The sequence below is a fragment of the Nocardia sp. NPDC020380 genome (assembly GCF_044386975.1).
GTDB lineage: Bacteria > Actinomycetota > Actinomycetes > Mycobacteriales > Mycobacteriaceae > Nocardia.
In genome coordinates this window covers 296904-319265 of the sequence record NZ_JBIRVQ010000006.1, presented here as the reverse complement: position 1 = coordinate 319265, position 22362 = coordinate 296904, and the positions used below count along the sequence as shown (strand labels likewise).

Genomic DNA, 22362 nt, shown 5'->3' with positions numbered 1-22362 from the left:
GCGATCGGCAGGTGCGGCTGCTTCATCGACCGCCCAGTACACTCTGCACACCAGAAGCAAGGCATAGCAGGCAATTCGGTATCGGCGGGGGGATGTTCGTCATGCGTTACAGCTATGGCCGACTACGGTCGGCCCGCATCCGGCTGCGCGCGGCAGGCGCGGCAGTGCTGGCGGTTTCGGTGCTCGCGAGTGCGGGGTGCGGGTCCGAATCCCATGCGGCGAAGGACCAAACGATCGATCTGAGCAAGCTCGACACCGGTAGCTACGCGACCAAACCGACGGACGCGACCACCTCGGATCCGATGACGACCGGGCGCGAGCTCGAGGCTGTGCGGCTCGCCAATATCTTTCCCCTCGGCTCCGAAATCGACCCAGCGCTCATCTACAACACTGCTGGCACGAACGTCTTCACTGAAGCGAACTCGTTCAACGACTATGTCAATGTCGATCACTTCACCGATGACGCCAAGGGGTTCATCGCGGGCTTCGCTACCAGTGCACGTCCCGCACAGGATCCAGACCTGGGCTATACGCTCACTAACGCTGCGATGGTTTTCGATACCGACGCCGATGCAGGCTCGGCAGCCACCGCACTCGCCCGCAGCGGGCTCAAATTGAAAAGCGGCACAGAGGTCGACCCGGTGCAGTCGACCAAACACCCAGCCTCCCAGATTCTTTGGGCACCCTCACAACAGAGGCTCGCGTCGTGGACGCCCATTGGTAAATTCGTACTATTCACCATGATCGACCAGGCCGAGAACTACTCGGTGGAACAAGAATTCGGCCTCGCACCCGAACCGATGCCACTGACGTTGGCCGACAAGGCGATCGATGTAACCGCCGACCGCTTGAAGGACTTTCAGACGACGCCACCGGACAAGCTCACCGGCCTTCCCCTCGATCCCGACGGCATGCTCCGGCTGACCCTGCAACGACCGACGGGCGACCAGACCACCGGAGGGTTCCCGGGGACTCTCAACCAGCATGGCATGTTACACATGGTGGAGAACCTGACCTATTACCGCACCGTTTTCGACCAGACAGGTGTGGACCGCGTCAGTGATGGCGCAGGATTCCTGGTTCGAGCCAGGGATTCCGCCTCGGCCCAGGCCTTTCTCGACAACGTATCCGTTACTCGGACCCAACATCCGATCGATCCACCCGCCGAACTCCCGATCGCTCGTTGCGAAAAGTCTCACGGCCCGGACCCTCACGCGGCGCCCTTCCACTGCTACGTGGCATTCGGCCGCTACGCCGCAACGGTGTGGTCTCAACAACTACAGGACGCGTATCAACGGATCTCCGCGCAATACGCCATCCTCGCGAACAACAAATAGGGGGCTTGTGATGAGGTTCGATACTCGCCGCTCAGTACGCAGAACGGTTCTCGGCTCACTCACCGTTCTCCTGGTCGTGGCCCCTGTTGCCGGATGTGGAGGCCCAACCGGTGGCCCGTCCGCGGGTGAAGCCGATCTGCGAAAACTCGCCGTTGGCAACTACCCGACGGATCCGTTCGATCTCCGGGAGACCTACCAGCATGACGGTTCCACCGGCAAGGTCCTGGCGCTGACACGACTCGCCGACAATGTAGTCATCGGCGCTGATGTCGATCCGAAGTTCAGCCACAATGTTCTTGCGAGCTGGCTGGACTCGAGGAACGCAGAGTTTTCCAAGGTGCTGGCCGGTGCAGTTCGACCAGTGTTGGACAGCAACGGCATGATGTTCGGCTTTTCCTCCGCCTCGAGCACCCGAGAGCTGCCCAAGTCGACCGTCCGCGATAGATCCGGCAACTTCAACCCGTTCGACGGTGCCGAAACCGACCCCGGAGCAACTGCTTTCAACGTAACCGTGCTGCAATTTCCAGATCAGCCGCGAGCACAATCCGCCGCCGATCAAATGGAGGCCGCCGACTTCGCGGTAGCTGCTGATCAGAACGTCCGTGTCAATCTCGATAAACAACCGAACGCGAAGGCCCATTGGCGGCCCGGCGTTCCGTCGATGGCAGCCACACTGGCACACGGACAATACGTAGTGAATGTCTATGTGGCACAACCGAAACCTGATCTTGATGGGTTGCGCAGCCTCGAAGAGCAGGTCTTCGCGGCACAATTGCCCCTCCTCGACCAAGCGCCCGCATTGTCACCGCACGAGATCTTCCGGCTGGACTACGACCCGGACAACATGCTGCGCCGGACGCTGCACCCAAGGGACGTACCGATACCCAACACGATAAGCGAAGGAACCCGCACGTCGAGGGGCTACCTCCACTACGTGGATGATCAGACGACCTGGAAACGCCTTCTGGATGACAGCGGCGTCGATCGCACATCCACGGCGAGCTACGGCGGCCTGCTGTTCCGTGCGCGCGACGCTAAAGCGGCAGCCCAGTTGTGGTCCGGAATAAACGGCACCACGACCGAGTCAGTAGATGCACCCGCCAATGTCCCGGACGTCTCGTGCGCTGTCGTGCCCACAGATGACGTCGGAGTCTTACGTTTTCAGTACGACATCCCGGAAACGGACACCGCCTACCTCTGCACCCTTCACTACGACCGCTATGTCGCCCGCGTGGCCAGCCCGCAACTAATCGACGCGCAGCAGAGGGCCGCAGCCCAATATGCCCTGCTGGCGAAAAGTCAGTACATGTGAGGATTTGGGATGAACATCGGACCGGGCACCATCATCCGCGGCTATCGTATCGAGCGCGAACTCGGAGCCGGCGGCATGGGTACGGTGTATCTGGCCAGGCATCCGGAACTGCCGCGCTGGGACGCACTCAAGGTGCTCAGCCCGCAGTTCAGCCAGGACGCTGAGTATCGAGCGCGATTCGAGCGCGAGGCGAATCTCGCTTCGGCTCTGGACCATCCGAACATCGTCTCGATCTACAATCGCGGCGAGGACAACGGTCAGCTGTGGATTGCCATGCAGTACGTCAACGGCATCGACGCGGCCGCTGCAGCCGAACGGGATCCACGCTCGATCACGCCATGGCGCGCACTCCATATCGTCACTGAGGTCGGACGGGGTCTGGACCACGCACACCGCAGGGGTCTACTGCATCGGGACATCAAACCCGCGAATTTCCTGCTGTCCATGGATGATAACGGCGAGGAACGGGTGCTGCTGACCGACTTCGGCGTGGCGAAGTCCACCGAGGACGCCAGCGAGCTCACCCAGGCCGGTGGCTTCGTAGCAACGATCGCCTACGCTTCGCCCGAGCAGTTGAGCGGATACCGGCTCGATCATCGTGCCGACATCTACAGCCTCGCGTGCTCGTTCTTCCGATTGCTTACCGGTCAGAATCCTTATCCGGGAACGCAACCGGCGGTCGTGATGATGGGCCATCTCAACGAGCCGCCCCCGCGCGCGACCGCGATCGATTCCACGCTGCCGACCGCAGTGGACGAGGTACTCGCCGTCGCTCTGGCGAAGAACCCCGCGGAGCGGTTCGATACTTGCCACGAGTTCACAACGGCTCTGAAATCCGCTCTCGAATATGGGGTATCCGGCCTGTCCATGCAGACCGTGCCGCACAACAGGCAGGCTCCGACCACTTCGCCGCTCTCGCCGGCATCTGCCGCACCCACGAAATCCCGTGCACGCAAACGCACCTGGCTCATCGGCGGGGTCGCCGCGACGGTTATCGCCTTGGCCGCGGGTGTGGGTATCTGGGCGACGCAGCAGGGCTCCACGGCCTCCCCGACGGGAAACTCGACAGCCGACGCTCGCGCGCAGAACCCCGCCTTCAGCGGCAAATACATTGTCATCATGGATATCTCGGGAACCAGCGGCTATTCCGCGAACATGGATATCCAGCTCAAACCGGGACCTCAATCGAAGTTCCTCGAGGACTTGGGCTTTACCTACAATCCCAACTTCCTGCGTAATGGAAATGAACCGAACCCTCGGCCCATCGCATCGGGTGCGGACACCCAATTCAACGCACTGCAGAGTGTCAGCTCCGGCTATCTGCTTGCCGTTCGGAGCGACACCGATGCCGGCGGCGGCGGTTTGGTGAACCTGCCCTCATCCGTCACCGCGACCAAGGCGTCGGTCATCGTCCTCGACGATCCGGCCGCGGTCACCGCGATACGTCAGTGGTCGGACAACTCCGAGCAGATCTTGCGCGACAAGCTGCTGCCGATCCTGCGCAAGGGCGTCAACTAGGTTCCGCTCTTCGGATCCTGACCGCACGGCGTGTCACAGCGCGGCGGCAGCGTATCCCAGCTCTTCAATGCATCTTGCTGGGACAGAGTGGGTCCTGGCACCAGCCTGTTCACGATCTCCGTCGGCGCCAGATGGGGTTGGACACCCAGTCCGAGCTTCTGAGCCGTATCGAGATCGGGGATGCCGTACCGAATACCGTTGTCGGCGATGTAGAACAGATTGCCGCGCACCGGGCTTCCAGGTTCGATGCCGGTGGTACGCACGAATTCTCCGGTGGAGGGCGGGACGAACACGCTGTCGACCCGATCACCGCCGGGTCCGTCGGCGGTGGCCAAAGGAACCGGAGTCTGCGAATCGCTGAGTGGCCAGCGGGTACCGACGAGCAACTGCACGCTCGCCCAGTCCGCGGGACCCTCGGTCGCATCCACCTGATCCTTACCGAGACCGTTCTTCTTCGCCCAGGTGATGCAGGAAACGGGGTTGTCGGATGCGGAAATGATCTTCGGTGCAACGCTCGGGAAGTCATCGACCGGTAGCCCGCCGTCGTCGGTCGCATGTATGACGGGGACGCCCGCAACCTGGTCAGGCGTGACGGTCTGGAAGTCATCCATGCCCTGCGAGTTCGCGGAGCTGATGATCTGGGCCGTGAAGGTGGAAATGAGCTGCCGGCCGTTCTGCAACACGACATACAGATCGGACCGACCCGAACCGTCCAGTGCCGCAACCTTGATGATGCCGCCGATCTTCACACCGTTCAGTCGTCCCGGGCCGTTTTCGCCTGCGTGCGGGATGGTGGGAGCGACCAGCGGTGCCACATGCCGCGCGGCGCCCAGTAGATTCTCCGAAATCGGCCTCTTGTTGGACAGATCGAGCACCCGCGCCACGGCATCTTGCGTTATGCCGTCATGCTGCGGATTGACCTCGGCAATCTTGCCGTCGTAGAGCAGATACGTGTGGTCCTGCTTCTTCGCGAGCACAGCCGTGCCGGCATCGGCGGGCTTGATGTGCTCATTGAGCTGCAGACTTCCCGCGATGATGGTGGTCTCCGCCCCCGTCGACGAAGCCGAACCGCCGGATGCGGAGAGCGGAATCTTGTCACACAGTGTCCACTGGGATCGTCCGCCTTGGCCAGAGCCGGGCAAAGCGGCCGGTACACCTGGGATTCCGCGGATCGGGCCGCGCGGGATGGAGTTGAGTTTGCTGTCCTTGACCGACTTCGGATCTTCACTGGTGCCCGAGATCAACCGCGCCGACGCGAGATTCAGAGTCGGGTACAGCGTCATCTTGTTTTTGTCGTTCTTGTCCCGCACAACAACATAGAGGGCACCACTGTCTTTGCCCATGATGATGTTCGCGTCGCCGATGGAGCCCTGTGGGCGAATGAACGCCATGATTGCCGCGCCCGCGACGACGAGCATCGCGATAATCGCACCGGATATCAAAGATCGGAACTGCGCCCGCATCGGATCGTGCAGCATCCGCACATCGCGACGAACCAACGCATGGTCCAGCCTGCGCAGCAGGAAGCGGTACCCATTGACCTGGGCACGGGTGGTCAATTGGGCTGGCACTAACCAATTCCTCCGTCGAACCGGGAACTACGGGCACGTAGATTACTGGGTGCCAGCACGACAGCGCACCCCTCCTCTCTGGAGAAGTGCGCCGTCGTATAGAGCACCAATGTATCTCTAGTGCTCGAAGGCGCCGCCGACCTTCGCGTCCGCGGAGAGGGCGTTGTTCAGGGCATTCTCGACCGCGGTGGCGACAGCGTCCAGAGTCTGCAGAGCCTTGTCGTGGTACGCGGTGTCCCAGGCGGACTTCGCCTGGGCAGCGGCCTGCAGCGAACCGTTCTCCTGGCCGGTGTTCGGGTCAGTCCACGCGGTCTTCAGGTTCTGGTATGCCTGGCCGAGGTCACTGGAGGTGTCGTTCGCGGACGAACCGTCACCGGCGACAGCGACCAGATCGGCGTGGAACTGCCGGAGGTCGGCCACAAGCGAGGTCATCCCACCCTTGTCGTAAAGCATGTGTACTCCTTCGAAAAGTGTTGAAAAGTTGGAGAGGGCTTACAGCAATCAGCCGAGGTTGGTGAGGGCCTTGGTGAACAGGTCCTTGCTGCCGATGTCCGTGTGCTCGAACACGTTCGTGCCCTGACCGACCTTGTCCTGGAACTCGTCCAGCGCCTTGTTCAGCTGCTGAGCTTCGTCATCCCACGCCTGTGCGGCCTGCTGGAAGGCGGCCGCCGCCTCACCCGCGAAGCTGCCCTTGGACGAGTCCACCCGGTCGGTGATCTTGCCGAGGATGCCCTTAACAGACGCGACCACATCAGCCATGTGAGTCTGCGCCTTTACGGCGATGTCCTTATCTACTGCAACCATCGTCTGTACCTTGCCTTTTCTTCGGGATAGAGAGGCGATGCGCTGTGCATCACCGGATCGGGTTGATCAGCTGTATGGGTCATGCTCGACTCACGCCAGCCACCTCCCCCCAGGCAGCGAGTCGATCAGAGCTGAGATCGACTGCGCGATACGGTGATCACTGCCCGGTGTCAGCGTGGACCAGAGCTGCTGGTCCGATGCGACCCCCGGTGCGGCCACGATGCGGCCCCGTGCGGTGTCGTACACCGCGACGGCTCCGGGTGATCGGTCTGTGAGGCCATCCGCGTAGGCGTAGGCCACGATTTCGGCGTAGGCGTGGGTGGACGCGAGGGCCATGCCGTAGATGGTGGCCTCGGTGTCGGGGACGCCCAGGTTGTAGACGGTGTTCGCGTAGTCGCCGGAAGTCGTTGCGGCGTCGAGGCGTTCGGCCAGGTCGGCGGATTCGGCGCTGAAGGCGGCGAGTTCCGCGGGCGGGCAGTGGCCCAGTGCGCCGAGCAGGGGGCGGGCCAGGGAGTCGCCGGAGCCGTCGGACCACAGGGTGTGGATTTCGAGGCTGTCGCCGCGGCGGATGGCCACCGCGTGGTCCTCGGCGCGGCGGGTGACGCAGACGCGCACGGTGCCGGTGGCGGTCTGGATGCGCATGGCCAGTTCGCGGTCGGGCTGGGCGAGCGTGAAAAGCGCTGTGGCGATGTCGGTGTCGACATCGCCATGGGCGTCGACGATGCGCTGGGCGCGTAGGTCGGCGCGGGCGCGTTCCTGTGCCTGCGCCAGTTCCCGGTAGGTCTCCTGCCGCGATCCGATGGACAGGACCAGCGGGAGCGTCTGGACGCCGAGATGCCCGGCTAGCGCGATCACGCCGTCGTTGGTGAGGGTCGTCATGAGGCCGCCTCTTCGGCGACGCCGGGAGCGACTGTGGCGGCGGCGCTTTCGCTGCCGGTGCTGCCTGCGTTGAAGGCGATGTCGACAGGGGCGCGTTGTGCGCTCGGGTCGAGGCCGCCGAGGACGGCGGGCGCGACCTGCAGGCCGGAGGTGAGTCCGAGCTCGGCGTCGCCGGCGGGCGCGCCCACCAGTCCGGCGCGCGGCATGTGTTCGTCGTCGCCGGACTGGCCCGCGCCGCCCATGGCGGCGGGCGCAGCGGTGACGCCGCTCTGCTGGACCGTAACCGGCTGCGTCACAACACGTTGCGTCGTGGTGGTCTTGTCGGCCTCGACGGCCGTGGTGCGCAGCTGGGTCAGCGGCATCGGCGGCAGGTTCACCGGCGCGAAGGAGAGCGTCGGCAGCGACAGCGGCATGTCGACCGGCGTCTCCACCGGCGCCGCGGGCGCGGCCGCCGGTGCGGCGGGCTCGATTCCGGCGGTGACCTGCGGCGGCGCCTGGTGCTCCCAGGGCTTGGCGAGGTTCTCGGTGGCGGCCTCGTAGGTCCGCATGACCCGCGCCGCAGCGGCTTTCGCCTGATCGGCGTCGGTGTCGGTGGTGGCCAGGCCGCCCAGCAAGGGCATGCCGAAGGCGAGGCCGACGTTCTGCATCAGCTGTTGCAGGTCCTTCAGCCGCTGCACCTCGTCCACGTCGGGCATGGTCAGGCGGGCGAGTTCATATGCGGCAGCGTGGGATTCGGCCTGTGCGGCATTGCCGGCGGCCGCGGCGGCGGACTCGCCCATCCAGTCCCGCAGTGCCTTGATGCGTTCGATGAAGGGACCGCTGTGCTGGGATTCCCAGGCGCTGTCCAGCACCGAGAGAATCCGCTCGTATTCGATGGCCGCAGCCGCGAAACCCGCGCTCAATCGCGCCCATGCGGTGCCCGCCTCGGCGGCGGGTACCGCACCGGCGCCCGACACCAGGTCGCGCGCCAGCTGTTCGGCCGGTTTGGATTCCCAAACCGTGTCGGTGAAGCCGGGTTTCGTCGGTTCCAGCATCGGGGAGGGTATCCGCTCAGACCGCGAAGCCGAGGACGCTCTGGTCCTCGACCTGCCCGAGAGTGTCGAACTGGTTGCGCAGGGTCGCTGCGAGAGTGCGCAGTTCGATGACGCCGTCGCCGCCGGAGGAGACGAACGAGGCGGCCACCGCGGTGAGGGTCTGCGCGGCGCGCACCGACACCTCGTCGGCGCCGGCCGGCGTCAGATCCAGCTTGACCTGTTCGACCTGCAGGCCGCTCTCGAGCCGGTCCGCGAGCGCGTCCAGCTGGCTCGCGGCATCGCGGGCGGTCGACGCGTCGAAACGCAGACCGTCGAATGCGTTGGTGCTCATGCCATTCCTCCTGTTTACCCCTGGCTGTGCAGTTTCATAGTCCGAGCGATGTCAGAGTGTGAGCGCCTTGTCCGGCGGTTCTTCGATGGCTTCGATGGCCCCGACGACCGGGAGGACGACGCCCTCGATCACGCCGACGACCTCGTCACCGTGCGCGGCGGTGACCAGGTTGGAGCGATCCGAGGTGGATTCCTCGTCGGCGGCCCCGGCCCGGCCCGCGGCGCCGCCGGTCGGCGACATGTTCGGCGAGGTGGTGGTGCGGCCGACCGGCTCGACGGCGGTCTTGGGCGTGCCCGCCCCGGAGGGACTGATCTCTCCGGTCGGGACGCGACCGCTGGCCAGGGTGGTGGCCGGAGTCGTGGGGGTGGTGGGGACGCCGCCGAGGATGGTGCCGGGCGGAGTGCCGCCGCCATCGGTCTTGGTGGTGTCCGGAATTCCGGTCGTCTTGTCGTCGGTCTTGGTGGTGGGACTGACCGTGGTCGTCGGTGTGGTGGTCTTGGTGTTCGTATTCGTGGTGGGGTTGTTGTTGCCACCGGTCAGGGTGCTGACCAGGTTCTGGCCGATCTGGCTGGCCGCGTCCGTCCCACCGGACACCACCGATGCACCCTTCTCGACCAGGTTGGTCGCCACCGTGGGCGCCACACTGGCGATGGGCTGCAGCGCGGTGCCCACCATGTTCGCGAGGTCCGCGATATTGGAGGCGATGGGCGCGCCCGCGATCAGGATCTTCGTTCCGGCCGCGGTGATCTCGGCGGTGCTGCCGGCCAGCTGCACGCTGGTCTTGGCGGCGATGGCCGTGCCTTCGCTGATGGCATCGGTCGCGGTGGCGATCAGCCACGGGATGCCGGCGGGCGTCGCCAGCATGGCGATACCCGCGGACACCGCTGCGACGAATTTCGCGATGACAGCGCTGATTTCGGCGTAACCCTCGGCGACGATGGCCTCGGCGCTGAGCAGGATTCCGTGCTGCTGCGCACCTTGCGCGGCCACCTTGAGGCTGTCGCCCTCGACCGTCTTGCTCTTGTCCTCCGCGTGGTGCGCGGCGTCGCCGGTCCAGGTGTTCATGACCGTGCTGGTGGCTGCCTGGCTTTGCGACACAGCGGAAGTCAGCGCGCTGACCAGCGAGGTCAGAATGCTCGCCGGATTGAAACTGCTGTTGCCCAGGCTCCCGGTGCCGAACGACTGCAGCAGTGAGACGACCGGCTGGATCAGCGCCGTCGGATCGATGCTCGGCAGCGCGGGTAGCTGTATCCCCGACAGGTCCGGCATCGTCATGTTCGGCAGCTGCGGCAATTGCGGCAACCCCAAGTTCCTCAATACATCCGGAACCGGCGTATCGAGGTACGGGCCGACCGCGCTCTTGCGAAGTTCGTCCAGAACGGTCGGAGTCGACGGAGTCGTCACAGCACCGTCGAGAGGAAGCTTGCGGCAGAGGTGACTTCATTGCTGCCGTAGGCGCCGACGGCCGCGTACGCGGTGGTCGCGGTATCCGCGTGCACCGCCGCGATTTCCGTCGAGGACATCAGGAAGTTGCCCTGAGCGACCGCGAATGCCGCCAGGAATTCCTGCCCGATCAGCCCGAACACCGGAACAGCCTGCGCGAGCGCGGTACCCACATCCACCGCGGCCGTCCCCGCGACCTGTGCGGCAATGCCCGCCTTCTGGGTTCCGTACGCCAAGATGGGCGCGAATTCCGCCGCCACATGATCAGCCATGAGTGTCCCTCCCACTACCTATGATCTTGCACAGACTACAAGCCCGAAATACCTTGTGCCAGCTGGTTAGGTGCAAACTCTGGCGCAAAGTTCTGTAAACAATCCGGCCTAACCGGCTATCTCCTCATTGAACCGATTCACAACCTCGGCTCGCCGCTCGAACGCCCGCCGTGCCGCCTGCGCCGCGGTCGTCACCACGACCCGCTCGAACTCCGCCGGCGTCATCCGCGAAACAGCACTGCTGAACTGCAAGTCCTTCAGCGCCCCGTTCCCGTCGACCTCCGCCGTCACGGCCCCGTCCTCGGAAGTCTCCCGCCCCCTGACGGCAGCCATCTGATCGGCCAGATCCTGAAACCGGTACAGCTGCCGCCGAACCCGCTCCTGCAGCTCATCCATGGACGAGACCACAGCTCCCCCTCTCAAACCGTCCTGAGCCAACTCTGCGGCTCAGTATCGTAGTCCTGCTCGGCGACAATCTCCTGCCGAGCAACATCAGCTTCCGTAGGGAGGCCAGTCCGAGCAAGGCCGGCAGCATCAAGCCCCGCCTCCTCCAACTGCTTCCGCAACGCCAGCCCAGCCCGATTAGCAGCCTTCTGACAAAGCCGCAGCAACTCCCCAGCCAACTGCGCCGGATCCCGATGCAACTCAGCCGCTTCAACCTTCACAGCAAGCGGAAGCCCCTGTGCGGTCGTCCGCACCCGAATAGACCCGGTGAAGTTCGCCTCAGCAACCGAGGCCCATTCGTCCTCAGCACCACCCGGATTCACCGCCCCTGTGTCAGTCATGAACGACTCCCTCCCATTACGACCACACGTAGCAGTATCACACGTGGACAACCACCCGCTACTTAGAATGGCTTGCATCGTCCATGCGCACGAGGTACGTCTCCTCTCCTCGTGATAGCGTCCGACGGTGTCCAGACCGGGGGATCGACAACACGATTCAGCACCCGGCCATCGAAAACGGGGAGGGTGACCAGTGGCCGATCCGACGATGAGCGATCTGTACGGCCTGGCTTCGGGCGAACAGCTCAAATTCGATCCAAAGGCCGCCGCGAACGCCATGAACGCGTGCAATGACTTGATCGGAAAGCTGCTGGCCGTCGGCAAGCAGATGGACCAAACCGCTGGCAACACAAAAGACTTCTCAGGACCTCACGAACCCTTCGCGTCCGGACGTAAATGGGCTGACGGGTTTCGCCAGCTCCTGAACCAAGCTCATTCGATTCTCAATCAGAACGTCCAAACACTTACGAATTTCGAGAATCTCTTCAAAGAGGCTGCAAAATCATTTGCAAACGCGGAAGACGATTCTACTACGGCTTTTCAGAAGATCAAGGTCGCCACCGAGGCGAGCACTGATGGATTAGCACCCAGACTGAATGATCAGCAAATCGGCGACAAAATAAAGAAGCCCAACTTCGACTACGACACCATTCGCCGATTCGAACCTGGCGATCACCAGGCAGCCAGCACCAGCTACAAGGCGCCCACCGATGATCGTTCGGTATCTCCAGAGAACTCCATGAGCCTCCACTGGGGAGATTTCTGGAATCTGAAGCAAAATATCGATCTCAATGTCAAGGATCTCGGCACGGACTGGCATTGGATGCAGGATCAGATGAATCAGTCGCTGGACAACTTCCAAAGAGACGTCTGCGACAATTCCCTGTTCAATAACGGCTGGACCGGTGTATCAGCCGGAAGCGCCGCGAAGGCGGCTTCAGACTATGTAACCGAGGCCAGGAAATTTGCCACGAAGCTGGGTGCTGTCGGCGACAAACTCTATACCGTTGCAGGCTACCTGACTGCAACCGAAAATGCGATGCCGACCAGCGCCGATCATCCGGCAATCCTGGCAGGTCAAGGATATACGACCAAGGATGGAAAGTCGGTCCCCGGTTCCGGTTACTACTCCCAGGACGGCGACAGATTTGCGATGGGCAATACCGAAGATGAATGCCTCGAAGAAATGCTTCGGTACTACAGAACCGCATTCGATCAACTGTATGTCAATGGAATTGAAGACTACAACGGGTCTCTTGTCAATTTCGACCCCTTCCCCTTTGCCAATTTTGATCTGACACCGAAACAACCGGATGATCCTAGCAAGAAATCACCTAGCGATGTGCCGTCTCAGGATGGCCCCTCGCCAAGCTCGCCCGGATCTCCGAAAATGACTGCAGGTATCCCCGACAGCCCGCAAGACCCGTCTAATCAAGACCCGTCGAAGGACAATCCGACAAAGGATGATCCCACCAAGGATGATCCGACAAAGACCGATCCGACAAAGACCACTACCAACGACCCGACTTCACAGCTGACATCTTTGGCGCAAAGCCTGGCCCAGCAAGGTGCTTCAGTTGTTCAGACCTTGGCGCAGCAGGGGGCTCAGTTGCTGACGCAAGGCATACAGTCGATTGAGCAATCTGTTCAGCAGACGAAGCAAACAACGCCAGACGACACCCAAACGAAGCAAGTGCAAGACATCCTGCAGAATTTGCAATCGCAGATACCGAATTCTCCCGGCGGTCAGCCGACACTACCGACCGGCGGAACACCTAGCGGAACACCGATAACGCCGGTGCGCGACAATCCGCAAACTCGCCTGTTCCCCCGCGCCAGCGCGCCGGACAGCACACAGGGAACCAGCGATACCGCGATCGAAAGCCGCGCCGGCCTGGCCTCCACCAGCACCTCTTCCGGCACTTCGAGCACGCCTATGGGCGGATCTCCCATGGGCGCCGCGGGCGGACAGCAGGGAAGCGGAAAGGAACACAAGCGGCCCGAGTATCTGAAGGCCGGCACTCATCTTGACGAAGTGTTCCAGAGTGCTCCGGAAGCTGTGACACCGGTGGCTGAGAAATGAGCTCGAAGCGGAACTTCGGAGACCTCGAGTTCCTCGTCCTGTGGGAGCTGATCACGGGCGAGGGGCTGCCCCGACCATTCATCTTCACGAGTCGGACACCGTTGCTCTACGACTACCTGCGCGAGAAGCATGAGGTAGCAGAGCATTTGAGGTCCAACTGGAATTGGACTTTCGATTCGCTGGCCAGAGTTGTCGGCCAGCCCGACCTTCGTATCGTCGTGACTGGTTTCGATGGCCGTGATCCCCGCCGAGCTCAGGGACGCATCCGGATGATCGCATTCAGGCGCGGCGACCTGGGGTATTTGATCAGGCAGGTTCCTGGCGAGACATACGTGCACAGCAGCGGATTCGAAGTGCGAGAGTGCGATCCACTTCGACTCGCCGATGGGGTGGTCGGCGCGCTACCTGAAGTCGAGGCCGGCCATCAGGCCGATATGCAACTGGGCAGCACCCGAGACGGCGCCCTGGATCATGCGTTCGAGCGAACCGTGATTGCGGATACCTTCGAAGATTCGATGAGTCACCGCTCGAAGAAATTCCTTGCGGAGAAACCTGCATGTATGGGCACCGTGGAAGTAATCCAGGGCCACTCCACTTTTGGCCCGCGCGGAATCATCGCACACCGATTGCAGTGGCGGGACCTCGAGGACGACGGCAGATACATCATCCGCGACCAGCAGCCGTACACAGCAACAGGGGCCGATTCGAGTCGGTTCACCACCGCCATCAACATATATGTGGCGGCCGTCGTTCAGGCAATCAAAGACGAGCGCGGGACCCTGCATCGCTGATACAGGACCCGCGGTAGAGGCGAGTGCCTCAGTACGAGACTGTTTGCGTCGGGTTCACATTACCGATCGGTGCCTGCTGAACGCGGCGCGAACCCCCGAAAGCCATTGCGCCTGCTGCGAAAACCAGCACCACGCCTCCACCGAGTGCTCCCCAACCAACCGGCCCGTACCAAGATGGCTTGGTTGCGGGTCCGAGCACCTGAACTGTCATTCCACTCGGCACAGGCATGTTGTTCACCGCGGCAGCGACTGTTGCCCTCGCCGACGCATGGTCCGTACCGTCGCCCCCTACCGTCACCAGAATCATGCGCGTGTGCTTGTCCGCACTGACCATGAGCTTGCCATCGGATTCGACCAACGTCACCTTCGGCATCGCACGTATTTGGGCAAGGATCGGAGCCACGGCAGCAGCGCCTGCCGGTGAGTCGACGGTTTCGCTGCTTGACTGAACAGTCAACACAAGATCTGGGAACACAGCACTGCTGAGCTGGCGCTCCGCCAGTTGATTTCGTATCTCATCGTTCGTGAAAATCGCCGGCGCGCTGCGCGACAAGCTGATACCCCCACCCACGATCAACCCTGCCCCGACCAGACCACCAAGGATCGCTCCGATCAGCCGCCCAACCCGCCGACCCGACCCGCTCGGTAGCGGCTGGTGAAAGCCCCCGACGGGATTTTGCAGGGCCTGGGTGTGCTGCGGGGACCAGTTGGAATGGGCCGGGTGGTTCGGCTGCGGGTGACCGCCCGTCCATCCTGATTGAGTCGCACCCGACAACATCGCGCTGTTGTTCTGCTCGGCCCCCGGCGTAGACATTCACCGACCGTATCACGCCTACATCTGCTATCGCCCAGGACGATTCGTCACCATAACCGGAGATCATTTCATGTGATTCAAGTCCCAGAACCGAATAGTGCTGTCCGCGCTGCCGGAAACGAGAGTCGAACCATCAGGAGCGAAGACGACAGCTCGCACCTTATCGCCGTGCCCCGTCAGCGGGTCCCGAATTTTGTTACGGCTTACCACATCCCACAGCCAGATCCGGGTATCACCGCGCGTAACCAGTCCGCCACTGCCTGCCGCTAACGTGCGGCCATCGAGGCTGAAAGCCAACGTGGAAATATCCACCTTCGCTTCGCAGTTCAGCTCACCGAGCAGCTGCTGCGTCGAGGTATCCCATACTCTGATCACTCCGTGACCGTCGCCTGCAGCCAGCGTTCGGCCGTCCGGACTGATGGCTACAGAGAAGTAATACATCTTGTCGGGCCCAGCCAGCTCCCCAGTCTGCGCGTGGGAGTGCATGTCGTACAGAAGAACTCCAGGTACACGGAGTTGCCCGGAGATCGCGACCGTTGAACTGTCGGGTGTGAAAGCGATACCCCAGACACGATCATCACCCATGTCGATCGCATCACCCAGCGGTTGTCGACTTTGCAGGTCCCAGAATCCGATTCCCCCGTCGCCGGCCGTTACCAACGATGCGTTGTCCGGACTAACCGCCACGGCTGTAAGAGCCTGAGTACCTGCTCGAAACGCATCACCCAGTGGCTGGCCAGTCCGCGGATCCCAGTATTGGACGGTCGGATTCCAGCAGCACGTCACCAACGACTTCCCTTCGGGTCCGAAGACGAGTCCGGTCACGTCATCGTGCCCGCTCATTCGACTCATAGGCGCGAGAGTAGGTCTGTCCCACACTTGAATTCCGCCGACACCGATGGTCGCTGCAAGTAGCGCACCATCCTGGCTGAAGGCCAGCTTCTTGACCTCGTCGCCAGCGTTCAAGGTCTTGTTTCCGTTACCGCTCGACGCTGTAGGTGCCGCGCTCGATCTCACCGAGTCGTTACCCTGCGTCAGGGACAGCGCTAGTCCGATGCCCACCGCAGTCGACACTGCCGCCGATCCAGCGATGAGAAGTTTCCGCCTGCTGATGCCATGCTGCCCGGCGACACGCTCGGATGACTCGTTCACGGGCACAAGACCTTGCACCACTTGCGCTGTCGATATCTGCGGCGTGGGCCAGCCACTACCGACAACCATGTTGCCCGCAGGATTCGGCCCGGATGAAATCACGGTTGGCGCCGTTCGACGAGACAACATCGATGGCTGGTCGACCGCTGCCGCTGCCGCTGCCGCGAATTCTGTACAGCTCATGAATCGGTCGGCAGCAGCCTTGGCAGTTGCACGCGCAAGCACCGCATCGAGCGCGGGCGGCACATCGATTCGTTCGCTGCTGAGCGCTGGGGTTGCCTGAGCCAGATGGCCGGCGACAACTTGTCCTGGGTTGGTTGCCGCAAAGGGCGATTCACCCGACAGAAGGGCGAAAAGTGTGCAGCCGAGCGAGTACTGATCAGAAAGATGATCCACGCGCCTGCCCGACAATTGTTCGGGCGAGGCGAATCCCAGGGTTGCTGCGAAGGCTCCCGTGGACGTGAGCTGCGTGTTGGCGTCGAGAACTCGGGCGATGCCGAAATCGGTGAGAATCGCGCGCTCCTCGCGGGCAGCGGCCGGCGCTGCAAGCAGGATATTCGCGGGCTTGACGTCGCGATGCAGGACTCCGCGACTGTGCGCATAGTCCAAAGCCGCCGCAGTCTCGTTGATGATGCGAACAGCACGGGCCACGGACAGACTCAGCGGGTTCAGTCGAGAGGCATCGGTGCCCTCGATGTACTGCATTGCGATCCACAGACGTCCGTCATACACCCCACGGTCGTGAATGCCCACGATATTCGGATGGTCCAGGCGGGCAATCGCATTGGCCTCCTGCTCGAAGCGCCGACGCAACTCCACATCCCCGGAGACCTCGGGCGCAAGCAGTTTGAGCGCTACCTGCCTGGGCAGCCTCGGATGCCGAGCAAGGTAAACACTTCCCATTCCGCCCCGGCCGAGCACGCCCTCGATCGTGTACTCGGCAAAGACCTGGCCTACGCCCAGCTGAACCACAATCCCCCGAACTCTTCATTACTGCAATGCCGGACCAGCATAGATGAGGCGCTCCAATGGGCTGTGGGTCAGCTGATACCCACGCCAATTGGGCACCTCGCATGCTTCCACCTGCCCAAGACGCAGCTGCACGTTGTGCGAATGGTTGCACGAGGCGAGACTGGCGATCTGGATGTCGGTGAGCTCGACTTCAGCGAGGCAGATGCTCAGGGCGCCTTACAGATCGCGTGGTGATAGAGCATTCTCGGCGTCTCAAAGTGCAGTCTCGAGCGATAGTGATCGTCCACCATCACCACTGAACTCGCCTGCCGCAATGCCTTTCGCGAAGGCTTGCCACTCCTCGACAGTGAACAGGAGCTCAACTCCTTGGCGATCGCGGATCGTTGCGCCACCGTCGGCGTTCAGGCTGATCGTCAGCTCACCGCTGACATCTCCTTTGGAACTTGACAGAACGAGGTCGAGAACCATCGGCCAGAGCACGAACGGAACTGAAATGATGGGCTGGTCGACGGCGGAGCCGAGGTACTTGCTGTCACGCACCTGTATCACATCGCCCCGATACGCGACTTCGACGCAAGTCTTCTCCGCGCCGCTGAAACTAGATTTGAACCAGCCCGTGACCATGGGAATTAGCCTATCCGACTTGCGATGTCGTCGATCAGGCTCAAGGAGTCCTCGGGGCCGAGGGCGATGGTCTGAAGTTGGCTGAACAGGTAATCGAGCGCTTCGACCTTCTTCGGGTCGTCGATGACCTCGCCGTAGATCGCGGTCTCGATCCAGCCGAGTGGCGGCAGTCTGGCACTGTCGAAGTCGAGCAGGTGATACGTCGCAGCGTTGAGACCAGCAATCGAACCTCGGGCATTGAAGGGCACTACACGTATCTCGAGGTTGTCCGCGTGCTTGCCCGCCAACTCAATCAGATGCCGAAGTTGGTTCTGCTGCACCGCGGGACCGCCAACCTCCTGCATCAGCGCGGCCTGACCGATGATGACCGACAGCTGCAGAGCGTGAGCTCCACTGAGCCTCGCCTGACGGCGCAATCGGGCTCGGACGCGCTGGTGAACCTCCGTTGGCCTGGCGGTATAGACAACCGATGACATCAAGCCGCGGATGTAATCCTCGGTCTGCAAAAGCCCAGGAATTACGCCTCCTTCGACACTTCTGATGCGTTGCGCACCGTCCTCGAGACCGTAGAAGCGTGTCTGGTCGGTGTCGAACAGCGCCGAATATTCGGTCCACCAGCCTCGTTGACGCGCGACAGCTCTGAGTTCGAGCAGTTCGGCCTGCTCATCCGGCTCGAACTCGAGCAGATCCATCAGGATCCGAAGCTTGTCGTCGGTGAACACACCACGGTAGTTGGCGACCTGCGACCAGTAGGCCGCACTGATGTCGAGCGCCTTCTGAATGGCCGTCGCCTTCACGCCGACAGCCTTGCTCTGCTCGCGGATTCGGAGCATGAGCTCCCAACCAGCAACGGTTGGAGATGTACGTGCCATCGCGGACTCTCCCTCGACGAAAGTCGTTGCCCTGGGCATCGATTCACCGTACAACACAGTTCACCGCCACCGAACAAGCATATTGAACACTTAACTTAAGTGACGTAGTCTACGTGTCGTAGGTCACATCTCACTCAAATGCGACGCACGACAGCCCAAATCGCAAGGGGGACGTCCATGTTCGAGCAGTTGAAGGTCGGCACCTGGGCCTGTGTCGGCGACGAATGCCTCATCCGGCCCGTCATCCACGCAGAAGACGGAGCCGTCACCCTCGTCTTCGGAGAGACCGAGGGTTTTGGAGCTCTTCGTCAGCGCCACAGCCCTCCGGAACCTACTGCGAGTAGGCGATCAAGCCCTGGCATGCCTGACCGACAAGCCGAAATCCCTTTTGCTGGCGCCCCATACCGAGGAGTCCGATCATGACCACTGATCTTGCCTTCCTCGCCCTCGGCACTATGTTGGGCATCCTGCTCACCTGGTCGATCGCGCTCACGCACCCACAACCAAGTCATGCCACAGGCCGGACAGTCGCGGAAATCCAAGCCCGGCTCCGCCAGGAGGATTCACCGTCGCTCCACGGACCCCGCCGGAGCCAGATCAGTCCCGAGCGGCTAACTGTCGGAGCTCGGCAAGGTTGCTCGCCTGTCGTTCCGGCCCCTCACTGATCAAGCCGAATGTGCCGGGGGCGTTGGCGGGAAGCGATCGAAGGCTCCGCAGCGCTTCGAGCGCAGGCCTGCCTGCCATGTGCGCATCGATAAACCGTGACCGCCACAAACCTCCGGCCACCAATCCGGTTGCGCCAGCGGCAATTCGAGGAATATAGCCAGCAGCATTGTCGGTCCCGGTGGATGCCCATACGTACCCGACGACGGTACCGCTCAGCGTAATCGTCGAAAAGACAACTGCCGCCGCAGTCTCCTCGGAATAAGTGGTCGTCGGCCTCGGCGCAATCGCACTGAATCCGCAGGAGCGATCATCGGGAGTCCCACTCGGGAACGTGCCGTCCTGCACCCAAGGACCTTCGCCGAGCGGCTGGCCGGGGTTCAGCCGCGACGCCAACTCCTGGATCGTCCGCGCCTCCCCCTGCTCGGCATCGCTCGCAATCCCCCCGAAGCGAGAATCACCGGGTTTCCCCGCCCAATACGCGACCGCTTCCGCCGGGGAAAGCCCCATCCGATACGTCTCCTCGAGCCTGTCGTGCCAATAGATCGACGACTTCACCCGATTGATCTCTACTGCCAGATGCGGGAAGAACCCAGCTGCGTTTCCGTCCCGCGAGCCCCACAGGTAACCAACAAGGTCGTCATCGAGGGTGACCTGCAGATACATCACCGGTTGACGCGTCCAAGAGTGATAACGCGGAGGCATCGCGTCTTCAGCCATCGGTAAACCTCCTACCTCTCGAGTTGCTACGCGGTGAGACGACCTAGATCGCCAGGTCTTGACTACTCGCGGACGCCGCCCGGCGTCCGACCGGCCGCGAGTCGAACTCGTAAGAGTGTCCACCCGAGAAGGCGTGGAGCACAGGGGGTGCGAAAGTCGGCTAGATTCGGGCGGGCCGGAAGCTCGATGAGTTCGGATACGAGGACGACGTGAATCAGGACAATTCGATCACCGAATCGCCGGACATGGCCTTCGCGATGGCCGAGCCGGCCGCGCAGCCCTCGCCCGAGAGCGCAACTGAGTCAAGTTCATTGATCGAACTGGTCTCCGATGAGCTTGTCGCTATGTTGCCGGTGGGCTGGAATCGGCTGGATGCGGCCATCGCCATGACGGTGAGCGACGAGGCAGCTCGAGTCATAGTGTCGGATGGGCAGCATGCCGTTCCGATGCCGCTGTCGGCCCGAGCGGTCGAGTTGCTTCGGGAACTTCGGCATTCGGCGGCCGAATCCGAGGACGGTCCGTGGTGGCGAGTTCTTGCCTCGGTATCCCGGTCCGAGCCGGCACGGATCGAATACGACTACGGCTCGGATCCGTTCCCCGAACAGCATTTGTTTCCGGCGGAAGCGTATCTGGCGGATCTCCAGGCGTACCCGCGCAAACGGGTGCCGGTTTGGTTGGCGGCCTACATGGGCCATGCCAATCGGCAGACACGCACGCCCAGGGTTGCCGCCGCTTCCGGCGCGAGCATTGGCGCATTTGGGTCACGGGTCGAGACCGGTCTTCCTCCACTACCTTTGATGTGGGCCCGCTGGGCTGCAATCGCGGCCGGATTCGTGGCCGCCCGATCACCGTTGGGCCCCCGCGTCACGACCGCCCTCGGCTGGTTCGAGGGATCCTCGCGTAGTGGATGCACGCTTCACCTGCTCTCGCACGGGCGCGCCGTCCTGTCCGGTGGCCTGTGGAACGACCCGAGGCTCGACGCCGCTTACAACGACCACGTCGACCTGCCGCAGCTGTATCGGGGCGCACCGGACTGGGTTGCCGATCCTGTACTGAATCCGCGTGCGGCGAACGGCTTGCTGTCATTTTGCTATTGGTGGGATGGTGCGTCATGGCGCTGTGGGGAGTCGCCCGCTGCCACCGAACTGCATCCCGCGCTGCCGGGCGTCTGGACCAGCAGAAGCGCCGTCGACGCGATCACCCAACTGAATGTGCAGGTTCGCGAGGACGCGGCGACAGCCTTGGTTGCCTCAGCCGAAGCAGGCACCCTGACCCGGTCGTTCACCGCGCCGATACTCGGCGGCGCGGAGGCCGATTTCGACGATGCCTACTACCAGTTGATGTTGGCAGGCCTTGTCACACCCGAATAGGTGCAAGGCTATTGGCCCGGCTGTCATCGTCATCGATGCCGCGCCCCGTATATGATCATCGAGAATTTGCTCCGATCATCGTTACCGGGGGGTTGACCATGGCAGAAGTCGTAAAAGTCGAGGTCGCTGGAATGCGTTCAGTGGCAACTGGTCTCGACGACCAGGCAGCCGCGCTCGACGTCATCAAGAACGCGCTCGACGCGGCAGTGGAAGCCGGAAAAGGCTCGTGGGGCAACGACGAGTATGGCGACCGGTTCTCCGGTGGAGACAACGGTTACGACAAGCGTCAGCCCATCCTGGAGAACACGATCACCTCGGTGACAGCGCGGTTGCGCTCGTATTCGAAGGGTCTGAACGACGGCGCGACCAAGCTCGAGCAGACCGAGAAGGACAACGCTGACGGGTTCAAGACCAACTGACCAGACTTAAGGGCCCACGCGCGCAGTGCCCGTCGCGGTCGCCTCGTGGGCTGGGGAGGAGAATCACATGGCGAACGAAGCAGCCAAAGGGCAGCTGGCCGAATTGGTCGAGCTGGTGCAGGGCGGCATCGCATCCATTGCCCGCGCGCAGCAGGAACGGGCACAGCTCACCGCGACCGCGCAGGCGGCTGGGCGACGAGTCACTATTACGGTGAATGCCGACTGCATTGTGATCAAGACCGAATTCTCCGATGACATCAACGATCTCACGTACTCCGAGATCGCCGCGGCCGTCACCGCGGCAACGCAGGATGCCGCGGCCCAGGTCCAGCAGAAGGCGCAGAAGATCCTGGACGCAGCTCAGGAAGAGCAGTCGCGCATCCCAGCTCTGTCGGAGTTCTTTCCAGTCATGCCGGATATTCAGGCCATGATGCCGACACCGCCGGCGGTGTCGACTACACCGCCGGGTTCCCCTGAGCGCACAGCACCAGAACATGAGGGAGCAGTGCGCTTCACCAACGTCGAGGAATGGAACCACGACGATCCCGGCCGATCCTCGATCGCTGCCCCGAAGTGGTGAGCTAGCGGCGCACAGG

General features: G+C 62.5%; 23 protein-coding genes. 8 read left to right on the top strand and 15 right to left on the bottom strand.

Translation table 11 applies throughout. The features are described from left to right. Positions 1–101 precede the first annotated feature (101 nt). From ACH438_RS18180 to ACH438_RS18170, 3 genes are read left to right on the top strand one after another with little or no spacing between them, the layout of a single operon-like run. The gene (locus ACH438_RS18180; RefSeq protein ID WP_397006540.1) at positions 102–1337 is read left to right on the top strand and encodes a hypothetical protein; all 1236 of its coding nucleotides are present in this window, start codon (positions 102–104) and stop codon (positions 1335–1337) included. A gap of 10 nt (positions 1338–1347) precedes the next feature. Continuing rightward, positions 1348–2649: a hypothetical protein gene (locus tag ACH438_RS18175; protein ID WP_397006538.1), complete on the top strand. Its 1302-nt coding sequence runs from the start codon at positions 1348–1350 to the stop codon at positions 2647–2649. 9 nt (positions 2650–2658) lie between these two features. After that, positions 2659–4167, top strand: coding sequence for a serine/threonine-protein kinase (locus ACH438_RS18170; protein ID WP_397006536.1), 1509 nt, complete (start codon positions 2659–2661; stop codon positions 4165–4167). Here ACH438_RS18170 and eccB read toward each other — a convergent pair. The 10 genes from eccB to ACH438_RS18120 form a co-directional block, all read right to left on the bottom strand. After that, positions 4164–5726: a type VII secretion protein EccB gene (eccB, locus tag ACH438_RS18165; RefSeq protein ID WP_397006534.1), complete on the bottom strand. Its 1563-nt coding sequence runs from the start codon at positions 5724–5726 to the stop codon at positions 4164–4166. The genes ACH438_RS18170 and eccB overlap by 4 nt on opposite strands. Before the next feature lie 129 nt (positions 5727–5855). Next, positions 5856–6191 carry a hypothetical protein gene (locus ACH438_RS18160; protein WP_397006532.1) on the bottom strand — a complete coding sequence of 112 codons (336 nt, stop codon included), beginning with the start codon at positions 6189–6191 and terminating at the stop codon, positions 5856–5858. Positions 6192–6239: 48 nt separating this feature from the next. After that, on the bottom strand, positions 6240–6542 hold the full coding sequence (locus ACH438_RS18155; protein ID WP_397006530.1) for a WXG100 family type VII secretion target: 303 nt from the start codon (positions 6540–6542) through the stop codon (positions 6240–6242). A gap of 90 nt (positions 6543–6632) precedes the next feature. Next, positions 6633–7421: an ESX secretion-associated protein EspG gene (locus tag ACH438_RS18150; protein ID WP_397006528.1), complete on the bottom strand. Its 789-nt coding sequence runs from the start codon at positions 7419–7421 to the stop codon at positions 6633–6635. Continuing rightward, positions 7418–8455, bottom strand: a complete 1038-nt coding sequence (locus tag ACH438_RS18145; RefSeq protein ID WP_397006526.1) for a PPE domain-containing protein — start codon at positions 8453–8455, stop codon at positions 7418–7420. Before ACH438_RS18145 ends, ACH438_RS18150 begins: the two co-directional genes overlap by 4 nt. A gap of 16 nt (positions 8456–8471) precedes the next feature. Continuing rightward, positions 8472–8786: a PE domain-containing protein gene (locus tag ACH438_RS18140; RefSeq protein WP_397006524.1), complete on the bottom strand. Its 315-nt coding sequence runs from the start codon at positions 8784–8786 to the stop codon at positions 8472–8474. A gap of 51 nt (positions 8787–8837) precedes the next feature. Further along, positions 8838–10190, bottom strand: coding sequence for a hypothetical protein (locus ACH438_RS18135; protein WP_397006522.1), 1353 nt, complete (start codon positions 10188–10190; stop codon positions 8838–8840). Continuing rightward, positions 10187–10501 (bottom strand): hypothetical protein, encoded by a 315-nt coding sequence (locus ACH438_RS18130; RefSeq protein WP_397006520.1) that lies wholly within the window; start codon positions 10499–10501, stop codon positions 10187–10189. Before ACH438_RS18130 ends, ACH438_RS18135 begins: the two co-directional genes overlap by 4 nt. A 108-nt stretch (positions 10502–10609) precedes the next feature. Further along, positions 10610–10897, bottom strand: coding sequence for a YbaB/EbfC family nucleoid-associated protein (locus tag ACH438_RS18125; protein ID WP_397006518.1), 288 nt, complete (start codon positions 10895–10897; stop codon positions 10610–10612). A 23-nt stretch (positions 10898–10920) separates the two neighbouring features. After that, positions 10921–11286 carry a hypothetical protein gene (locus ACH438_RS18120; RefSeq protein WP_397006516.1) on the bottom strand — a complete coding sequence of 122 codons (366 nt, stop codon included), beginning with the start codon at positions 11284–11286 and terminating at the stop codon, positions 10921–10923. Between the two features lie 193 nt (positions 11287–11479). Here ACH438_RS18120 and ACH438_RS18115 point away from each other — a divergent pair, with 193 nt between their 5' ends. Beyond that, positions 11480–13369, top strand: a complete 1890-nt coding sequence (locus ACH438_RS18115; RefSeq protein ID WP_397006514.1) for a hypothetical protein — start codon at positions 11480–11482, stop codon at positions 13367–13369. Next, positions 13366–14160 (top strand): ESX secretion-associated protein EspG, encoded by a 795-nt coding sequence (locus ACH438_RS18110; protein WP_397006512.1) that lies wholly within the window; start codon positions 13366–13368, stop codon positions 14158–14160. The genes ACH438_RS18115 and ACH438_RS18110 overlap by 4 nt, the downstream gene beginning before the upstream one ends. Positions 14161–14188: 28 nt before the next feature. Here the strand turns inward: ACH438_RS18110 and ACH438_RS18105 are convergent, their stop codons facing one another. From ACH438_RS18105 to ACH438_RS18085, 5 genes are all read right to left on the bottom strand, one after another. Continuing rightward, positions 14189–14974 (bottom strand): MMPL family transporter, encoded by a 786-nt coding sequence (locus tag ACH438_RS18105; protein WP_397006510.1) that lies wholly within the window; start codon positions 14972–14974, stop codon positions 14189–14191. Positions 14975–15037: 63 nt separating this feature from the next. Then, entirely contained in the window at positions 15038–17098 is a 2061-nt protein-coding gene (locus tag ACH438_RS18100) for a WD40 repeat domain-containing serine/threonine protein kinase (protein ID WP_397006508.1), read from the bottom strand. Between the two features lie 252 nt (positions 17099–17350). Next, on the bottom strand, positions 17351–17722 hold the full coding sequence (locus ACH438_RS18095; protein WP_397006506.1) for a DUF397 domain-containing protein: 372 nt from the start codon (positions 17720–17722) through the stop codon (positions 17351–17353). A 5-nt stretch (positions 17723–17727) separates the two neighbouring features. After that, positions 17728–18633 (bottom strand): DUF5753 domain-containing protein, encoded by a 906-nt coding sequence (locus ACH438_RS18090; protein ID WP_397006504.1) that lies wholly within the window; start codon positions 18631–18633, stop codon positions 17728–17730. A 558-nt stretch (positions 18634–19191) separates the two neighbouring features. Continuing rightward, positions 19192–19977: a hypothetical protein gene (locus ACH438_RS18085; protein WP_397006502.1), complete on the bottom strand. Its 786-nt coding sequence runs from the start codon at positions 19975–19977 to the stop codon at positions 19192–19194. A gap of 209 nt (positions 19978–20186) precedes the next feature. Here ACH438_RS18085 and ACH438_RS18080 point away from each other — a divergent pair, with 209 nt between their 5' ends. From ACH438_RS18080 to ACH438_RS18070, 3 genes are all read left to right on the top strand, one after another. Next, entirely contained in the window at positions 20187–21347 is a 1161-nt protein-coding gene (locus ACH438_RS18080; protein ID WP_397006500.1) for a hypothetical protein, read from the top strand. 140 nt (positions 21348–21487) lie between these two features. Next, positions 21488–21766 carry a hypothetical protein gene (locus ACH438_RS18075; RefSeq protein ID WP_397006498.1) on the top strand — a complete coding sequence of 93 codons (279 nt, stop codon included), beginning with the start codon at positions 21488–21490 and terminating at the stop codon, positions 21764–21766. Positions 21767–21833: 67 nt separating this feature from the next. Next, the gene (locus ACH438_RS18070; RefSeq protein ID WP_397006496.1) at positions 21834–22346 is read left to right on the top strand and encodes a YbaB/EbfC family nucleoid-associated protein; all 513 of its coding nucleotides are present in this window, start codon (positions 21834–21836) and stop codon (positions 22344–22346) included. Positions 22347–22362 lie beyond the last annotated feature (16 nt).

What these genes read in the sequence shown, in the direction of transcription:
- ACH438_RS18105 (WP_397006510.1), bottom strand. Translation starts at nt 14,974, where the DNA reads ATGTCTACGCCGGGGGCCGAGCAGAACAACAGCGCGATGTTGTCGGGT.
- ACH438_RS18070 (WP_397006496.1), top strand. Translation starts at nt 21,834, where the DNA reads ATGGCGAACGAAGCAGCCAAAGGGCAGCTGGCCGAATTGGTCGAGCTG.
- ACH438_RS18145 (WP_397006526.1), bottom strand. Translation starts at nt 8,455, where the DNA reads ATGCTGGAACCGACGAAACCCGGCTTCACCGACACGGTTTGGGAATCC.
- ACH438_RS18120 (WP_397006516.1), bottom strand. Translation starts at nt 11,286, where the DNA reads ATGACTGACACAGGGGCGGTGAATCCGGGTGGTGCTGAGGACGAATGG.
- ACH438_RS18110 (WP_397006512.1), top strand. Translation starts at nt 13,366, where the DNA reads ATGAGCTCGAAGCGGAACTTCGGAGACCTCGAGTTCCTCGTCCTGTGG.
- ACH438_RS18180 (WP_397006540.1), top strand. Translation starts at nt 102, where the DNA reads ATGCGTTACAGCTATGGCCGACTACGGTCGGCCCGCATCCGGCTGCGC.
- ACH438_RS18130 (WP_397006520.1), bottom strand. Translation starts at nt 10,501, where the DNA reads ATGGCTGATCATGTGGCGGCGGAATTCGCGCCCATCTTGGCGTACGGA.
- ACH438_RS18160 (WP_397006532.1), bottom strand. Translation starts at nt 6,191, where the DNA reads ATGCTTTACGACAAGGGTGGGATGACCTCGCTTGTGGCCGACCTCCGG.
- ACH438_RS18170 (WP_397006536.1), top strand. Translation starts at nt 2,659, where the DNA reads ATGAACATCGGACCGGGCACCATCATCCGCGGCTATCGTATCGAGCGC.
- ACH438_RS18175 (WP_397006538.1), top strand. Translation starts at nt 1,348, where the DNA reads ATGAGGTTCGATACTCGCCGCTCAGTACGCAGAACGGTTCTCGGCTCA.
- ACH438_RS18150 (WP_397006528.1), bottom strand. Translation starts at nt 7,421, where the DNA reads ATGACGACCCTCACCAACGACGGCGTGATCGCGCTAGCCGGGCATCTC.
- ACH438_RS18090 (WP_397006504.1), bottom strand. Translation starts at nt 18,633, where the DNA reads ATGCCCAGGGCAACGACTTTCGTCGAGGGAGAGTCCGCGATGGCACGT.
- ACH438_RS18140 (WP_397006524.1), bottom strand. Translation starts at nt 8,786, where the DNA reads ATGAGCACCAACGCATTCGACGGTCTGCGTTTCGACGCGTCGACCGCC.
- ACH438_RS18095 (WP_397006506.1), bottom strand. Translation starts at nt 17,722, where the DNA reads ATGGTCACGGGCTGGTTCAAATCTAGTTTCAGCGGCGCGGAGAAGACT.
- ACH438_RS18155 (WP_397006530.1), bottom strand. Translation starts at nt 6,542, where the DNA reads ATGGTTGCAGTAGATAAGGACATCGCCGTAAAGGCGCAGACTCACATG.
- ACH438_RS18085 (WP_397006502.1), bottom strand. Translation starts at nt 19,977, where the DNA reads ATGGCTGAAGACGCGATGCCTCCGCGTTATCACTCTTGGACGCGTCAA.
- ACH438_RS18125 (WP_397006518.1), bottom strand. Translation starts at nt 10,897, where the DNA reads ATGGATGAGCTGCAGGAGCGGGTTCGGCGGCAGCTGTACCGGTTTCAG.